The sequence below is a fragment of the Desulfosarcina cetonica JCM 12296 genome, assembly GCF_001311845.1.
GTDB lineage: Bacteria > Desulfobacterota > Desulfobacteria > Desulfobacterales > Desulfosarcinaceae > Desulfosarcina > Desulfosarcina cetonica.
In genome coordinates this window covers 1-6,386 of sequence record NZ_BBCC01000277.1, presented here as the reverse complement: position 1 = coordinate 6,386, position 6,386 = coordinate 1, and the positions used below count along the sequence as shown (strand labels likewise).

The 6,386-nt window shown below is 56.5% G+C and carries 9 protein-coding genes; 8 read left to right on the top strand and 1 reads right to left on the bottom strand.

Going from position 1 to position 6,386, the window contains the following annotated elements; genetic code table 11:
* The coding region (locus JCM12296_RS31790; RefSeq protein ID WP_177342742.1) for a hypothetical protein at positions 1 to 482 on the bottom strand (482 nt) is incomplete at its 3' end.
* Positions 483 to 845: 363 nt separating this feature from the next.
* Between JCM12296_RS31790 and larE the strand changes: the two genes are divergently transcribed.
* The 8 genes from larE to JCM12296_RS31755 form a co-directional block, all read left to right on the top strand.
* Positions 846 to 1,622 (top strand): ATP-dependent sacrificial sulfur transferase LarE, encoded by a 777-nt coding sequence (gene larE / locus JCM12296_RS31785; RefSeq protein ID WP_054701532.1) that lies wholly within the window; start codon positions 846 to 848, stop codon positions 1,620 to 1,622.
* Between the two features lie 71 nt (positions 1,623 to 1,693).
* Positions 1,694 to 2,176, top strand: a complete 483-nt coding sequence (locus JCM12296_RS31780; protein WP_054701529.1) for a GNAT family N-acetyltransferase — start codon at positions 1,694 to 1,696, stop codon at positions 2,174 to 2,176.
* Between the two features lie 9 nt (positions 2,177 to 2,185).
* Positions 2,186 to 3,421 (top strand): lipoprotein-releasing ABC transporter permease subunit, encoded by a 1,236-nt coding sequence (locus JCM12296_RS31775; protein WP_054701534.1) that lies wholly within the window; start codon positions 2,186 to 2,188, stop codon positions 3,419 to 3,421.
* A 95-nt stretch (positions 3,422 to 3,516) separates the two neighbouring features.
* Positions 3,517 to 4,218: a DUF6901 family protein gene (locus tag JCM12296_RS40570; protein WP_054701525.1), complete on the top strand. Its 702-nt coding sequence runs from the start codon at positions 3,517 to 3,519 to the stop codon at positions 4,216 to 4,218.
* Positions 4,215 to 4,739 carry a C40 family peptidase gene (locus JCM12296_RS31765; RefSeq protein ID WP_054701523.1) on the top strand — a complete coding sequence of 175 codons (525 nt, stop codon included), beginning with the start codon at positions 4,215 to 4,217 and terminating at the stop codon, positions 4,737 to 4,739. Before JCM12296_RS40570 ends, JCM12296_RS31765 begins: the two co-directional genes overlap by 4 nt.
* The gene (locus JCM12296_RS51085) at positions 4,682 to 4,804 is read left to right on the top strand and encodes an NlpC/P60 family protein (protein WP_172684212.1); all 123 of its coding nucleotides are present in this window, start codon (positions 4,682 to 4,684) and stop codon (positions 4,802 to 4,804) included. The genes JCM12296_RS31765 and JCM12296_RS51085 overlap by 58 nt, the downstream gene beginning before the upstream one ends.
* Before the next feature lie 147 nt (positions 4,805 to 4,951).
* Positions 4,952 to 5,449, top strand: a complete 498-nt coding sequence (locus JCM12296_RS46485) for a DEAD/DEAH box helicase (protein ID WP_054701519.1) — start codon at positions 4,952 to 4,954, stop codon at positions 5,447 to 5,449.
* Positions 5,446 to 6,386: helicase-related protein (locus tag JCM12296_RS31755; protein WP_246805201.1), on the top strand; the 941-nt coding region annotated here is incomplete at its 3' end. The genes JCM12296_RS46485 and JCM12296_RS31755, both read left to right, overlap by 4 nt.

Here is a 6,386-nt window from a genome sequence, read left to right as displayed (position 1 = left end):
TTCTCGGCAGCGGCCTTCTCGGCAGCGGCCTTCTCTGCAGCGGCCTTCTCTGCAGCGGCCTTTTCGGCAGCGGCCTTCTCGGCAGCGGCTTTCAGATCCGCTTCGCTGTAGGTATTCGCCAGGAGCGCCTTGACGCGCTTGGCCTCATCGGCATTCAATCCTGCCAATCGATCGGGCGCGGTAAAGGCTGATGCTTCCACCATCGCTTGAGGAACCGTATATAGCGTTTCCGGTACCACGACATCGAATTTTTTCTGGATCAGTTCGGCGCGTGAGGGAGGAGGAACCTTGGCAGCCGCTTTGAGATCTTCCGCGCTGTATGTATTGGCCAGCAACCCCTTGACACGCTTGGCGTCTTCGGTACTCAATCCCGCTAGAAATTCAGGTGCGGAAAAAACAGAGGTTTCACGCATGGCCTGGGGTACGGTATAGAGGGCTTGCGGGGTTTCGCTGTCAAATTGCCGCTTCAAAAGGTCTTTCACCGACACCGGCTGAGCTTTTTGGGGCGCCGCTTTCTTGGCGGCTGCTTTTTTGGCGGCTGAGGGAGCCGATTTAGCAGCAGCGGGTTTCGGCTTGCTGGGTGCCTTTTTTTTGGCGGGCGCCTTCTTGCCCGTAGTCGATGCGGCCCCGGCACTTTTTTGGAGCGCGCTTCTTTTTTGAAGTGGATTTGATCAGGCTTTTTTTCCCCATGAAAAACCCCTTTGAATTTGTATTTGGATTGGATATAGTAAAACGGTGTGACAACCAAGACTTATAAAGGATCAAGTTCTGCTTGTAAATAATTTTTTGGGATTTTGCAGGGCCTGCCGGAGCGTTCCGGAACCCCTTGAAAGGAACCGCCCAGCATGTTGCTGACGGATAAAAAAGCAGCATTGATGAGGCGGTTAAAAACCTTTGAACGCCTGGCCGTGGCCCTATCCGGAGGCGTCGACAGCGCACTTTTGCTGGCCCTTGCCCATGACGTGCTCGGTGAATGCGTCATCGCGCTCACCGCGCGCTCGGTGATCCATCCGCAGCAGGAGCTTGATGATGCCAAAAGCATCGCCGGCGCGCTTGGTGTGACCCATTTGATCGTCGATTCGAATGAAATGCAGGATGCCGATTTCCTAGCCAATCCGCCAGACCGTTGCTATATCTGCAAGAAAAATGTTTTCGGTCAATTCTTGACCCTGGTTCGGGAACAGGGGATCCCTTATCTGGCCCATGGTGCCAATGGGGATGATCGGAAGGACTATCGGCCCGGCTTGCGGGCTGCACGGGAATTGGGCGTCGTTGCACCGCTGATGGATGCGGGGTTGACCAAGGCCGATATTCGCCAATTGGCCCGCGACCGCGGACTTCCGGTTTGGGACAAACCGGCCATGGCCTGCATGGCCACGCGCTTTCCCTACGGGACGGCGATCGTTCCGGAAAAGATAGCTCAGGTGAGGGACGCCGAGCAGGTGCTGGCAGAGGCCGGTTTCACCGGATGCCGGGTTCGTCATCATGCGATATCGCCCGTATCGAGGTTCCCTTGTCAGAGCTGTCCGCCCTGGTCAGCGAACCGATGCGCAGCCGTGTTGCCGGGCAGTTGCGGCGGATCGGGTTTTTCCATGTCTGTGCCGATCTCGAGGGCTATGTGACCGGTAGTCTGAACAGAACAATTGGTTGAGGACGATCGCCGGACGTCCAGTAGCGGTCGATAGGCTATCCCATGACGGATCTTCTTGTAAAACTGTATGATCTCCCCGATCTCAAGCCCGCCCTCGATACCGTTGGCAAACAAGCGGTTGTCGTTCGCCGGGCCATGGCCAGTGAAAAACGGCTGGTGACGAGCTGGGTGAAAGGCCTTTTTGGTGACGGATGGGCCTCTGAATGTGACGTGGCCTTCTCTCGCATGCCCATTGCGTGTGTCATTGCCATCTCCGGGGACAGGATCATCGGCTTTGCCTGCCATGACAGTACCTGCCGCAATTTTTTCGGTCCCATTGGCATCGATCCGGCCGATCGTCAGAAGGGCATCGGGCGGACGGTTTTGCTCTACACGATGCATGCCATGGCCCAGGCCGGATTCGCTTATGCGATCATCGGCGCCGCCGGTCCCATGGGCTTTTTTGAAAAATGGGTAAACGCATTTCCCATTCCTGGATCAACGCCCGGGATTTACCCAGCCCCCATCAAAAACAAACGGCTTTAGGGGATGGCGATGTCCTTTACCTGGTTTGTGGGTACCCGTTATCTGAAAACCCCACATAAGCAAGCCTTTATTTCACTGATTACCGTTTTGGCCACGCTGGGCATCGCCGTGGGGGTGATGGCCCTGATTGTCGTGATTGCCGTGATGAGCGGATTCGAATCGGAACTGCAGAACCGTATTCTGGGTATCGAATCCCATATCCTGGTGATGCGCTACAATGAACCCGTGACCGACATCGATCGGACCGTCGATGCCATTGAATCCATTGACGGTGTAAAATCCGCGGTCCCCTTCATTTACACGCAGGTGATGTTGCGCAGCCCCCACGCGGTTACCGGGGCCGTGCTCAAGGCGCTCGACCCGTCGCGGCCGGGTCCCCCCGTTTTTGTTGCCAAGCACAAAGACCTCAACGCTGCATTGCGGGAAGCCGCACCGGATGAAGCCGCCGGCAAGGCTCCGGGCCTGGTGATCGGGCGGGTCACGGCTGATAAATTGAAGGTCCGGCTCGGTGATCCGGTTTTTCTCATTTCCCCGCTCGGAAAAGGAACTGCCGCCAACCAGATGCCGACGGTGATGCGCTTTCGTGTGGCGGGTATCTTCGAAACCGGCATGAACGAATACGACGGCGCCATTGCCTTCGTTCGTCTGGATGTCGCCCAGCGCCTGTTGCAGATGCCAGGGCAGGCAACCGGTCTGCAGGTGCGCGTTGCCGATATCTACCAGGCCCGGGAGATCGCCGATGCCATTGTCGCCCGACTCGGTTTCCCTTTTTGGGCGCGGGATTGGATTCAGATGAACCATACCCTTTTTTCCATGCTGAGGCTTCAAAAAACGGTCATGTTCATTATTTTGGCGTTGATCGTGCTTGTGGCCGCATTCAACATCGCCAGTGCGCTCATCATGATGGTGATGGAAAAAACCAGGGATATCGCCATATTGAAGACGATGGGGGCGACCAAGCGGCATATCATGCGCATCTTTGTATTGAACGGGTTGGTGATCGGCTGTTTGGGAACGATTATCGGTGGCGGCCTGGGCTTTTTACTTTGTGCGGTTTTGAAGCGATACCCTTTCATAAAACTGCCCGGGGATGTCTATTTTTTAACTACCTTACCGGTCAGTCTCAATCTGACGGATGTTGTCACGATCGGAATTTGCACGGTGGTGATCTGTTTGCTGGCGACGCTGTATCCGGCAGCCAGTGCTTCGGCGTTGGATCCGGTGGAGGGGATTCGCTACGGTTGACGGATTCGTAAAATTTTTTCGTTGGCGCGGTGTTTGCTTTGATTCCAGCGGGGTATAGGATGGCCGCCTTAACCATTAACCAAAGATAGATGCCCATGAATCAAGATGCCTATCGCTTTGATTACCGCATTGAACTGGAAGACGGACAAGAGACACGCTTCCAGATCACTCTCGATCCCGTCACCTTGACCATGCAGACAGCCACCTGTGAGCCCTATGCCGACTGGACGCTACTGGATTACAACCAGTGCCGGGGATGCCCGCTGACACCCGCGCATCAGCGCTATTGTCCCATTGCCGTGAACATTACCGACATGGTGGAAAAATTCAAGGATATCCTGTCCCATAAAAACTGCCTGGTGGTTTGTGAAACCGTTGACCGGACCTACTCTAAAAAAACCTCGGCCATGGAGGCCCTGACGTCGGTTTTCGGGATTATCATGGCCACCAGCGACTGTCCGGTGATGAATTTTCTCAAACCCATGGCTCGCTTCCACTTGCCCTTTGCCTCCGTGGAGGAGACCACGGTGCGTAGCACCTCGATGTTCTTGCTGGGGCAGTACTTCGAATACAAGCGCAGTGGAACCAAACATTTTGATTTCGAGAAACTGGAAAAAAACTACGCCCGGGTCCAGTTGGTCAACGAGGGGCTTTTGGCGCGCATCCGCAGCCTGGGCAACCAGGACGCGGATAAAAATGCAATTATTACCTTGCACTCAATTTCCCATTTTTTGTCCATCGAGATGGATTTCAGCTTGACCACGATCGCGCATCTTTTTGAAAGGGGAAGGGCATGACCGAGGGTGTCTTGAACCCTTCCGGGACTGCTTTCCTGATACCGCCATGCCTTCAACGGCGATCCCTTCTGGCCATGTTCCTGTCGTTTGCCGTGGCGGGCTGCGCGACGACACCGGCCAACACACCCTGTATCAAGGCACCGGTCTGCCGACGTGCCCCCCAAGTGCCGTTGGCGTCCCTGCCGGGCCCGCCCCAGGCGATTCCCAACTTTCAGGAACCGACGGCGGAAGCGATGTTGCGGGAAGAAATCCAGGATTGGCTGGGAACGCCCCATCGGCTGGGAGGACTCAGCCACCGGGGCATCGATTGCTCGGGACTGGTCATGCTGGTCTATGAAAAGCTGTTCGATCTTAAGCTGCCGCGGACATCCAGGGCGATGATGCGGGTCGGCCAAAGGGTGGATCGAGAGCGCTTGTCTCCCGGCGACCTGGTTTTTTCAAGCCCAGACGCAGAGCGGCACATGTGGGCATCTACCTGGGGCAGGACCAATTCGTGCATGCCTCCACCACCAACGGGGTGACCATTTCCCGAATGGATGAAGGCTTTTGGCGGCAGTGTTATGTTTCCAGTCGCCGGCTGTTTTAAGCCCCCCTTTCAACGCCTAATAACCCTTGCAATTCTTAAATGATCCCCGTATATTAATACGGATTTGAATTCAGACCCGCTTTCCATCGCGGGCACCATCCGCCAGCCTTGGCGAAATCATGAAAGGATGCGCAGGTAAACCAAGTTTTGATAGGAAAACTGATCACCATCATCCGAAGCTGGTTCTCATCGTCCACCCTCGACGCCACCGAACCCGCCGACGCCATCGAACCATCCATTTCATCTGCACCATCGGGACAATCCGAAAGCAAACAACGGCGCGATCGCCGAACCCAGTCGATGGACCGCCATGTTGCCGTCCCGACCGCAACCCAGGCAGATGCCGGCGCCGCGCCCGATCCCTGGCGGCGTGAGCTTTTTCAGGTCCCTGAGGTGGCCGGAAAAACGCGTTTCCACGACCTTGACCTTCCCGATGCCGTGCTGCATGCCATTGCCGACGTCGGATTTCAGTACTGCACGCCGATCCAGGCGGAAATTATGCCGTCTACCCTCAAGGGCTGCGATGCTTTCGGCCGTGCCCAGACCGGTACCGGGAAGACCGCTGCCTTTCTCGTCACCATCCTGGCAAGGCTGCTTAACCATCACGGCAAGGGCAAACGCAAGCGGGAACGCCCCGTGTGTTGATTATTGCCCCTACCCGTGAACTGGTGCTGCAGATCGCCGGTGAAGCCAAACTCTTGTCGGCCTATTGCGGTGTATCCATTGTCAGCGTTTTTGGCGGTATGGATTATGAAAAACAGCGACGGCAGTTGCATGGGCGCCTCGTGGACATCATTGTGGCCACGCCGGGTCGCCTGCTGGACTTCAAACGCCGACGGGACCTGGATCTCAGCCAGGTGGAAGTGCTGGTCATCGACGAGGCCGATCGCATGCTGGACATGGGGTTCATTCCCGATGTGCGGCAGATCGTCTACAGCACCCCGCACAAGGATAAGCGCCAAACCCTGTTTTTCAGTGCCACCCTGACCCCCGACGTGACCCGCTTGAGCACCAGCTGGACCCGCAATCCCGTTTCCGTCGAGATCGAGCCCGACCAGGTCGCCGTGGATACGGTCGAGCAAGTGGTCTACATTGTCACCACGGACGAGAAGTTTGCCCTGACCTACAATATCATCACCCAACAAAATCTGCGGCAGGTGCTTATTTTCTGCAACCGGCGTGATGAAACCCGGCGACTGGCGGAAATGCTCGAGCGCTATCAAATCAACTGCGCGGTTCTTTCCGGCGAGGTGCCCCAAAAAAAGCGCATCCAGACCTTGGACGCATTCAAGGGGGGCAAGATCCGCATCCTGGTGGCAACGGACGTGGCCGGCCGGGGAATCCATATCGAAGGCATGGATCACGTCATCAATTTCACCCTGCCCCACGACCCGGAGGATTACGTCCATCGGATCGGGCGCACGGGCCGGGCCGGGTCCGCCGGTACATCCATCAGTTTTGCCTGCGAGGAGGACTCCTTTTATATCCCGGCAATTGAGGAATTCATCGGCCGGACCCTGCACTGCGTCCCGCCGGAAGAGTCCTGGCTTAAATTGCCGCCGGCACCGCCACGGCGGCGAAG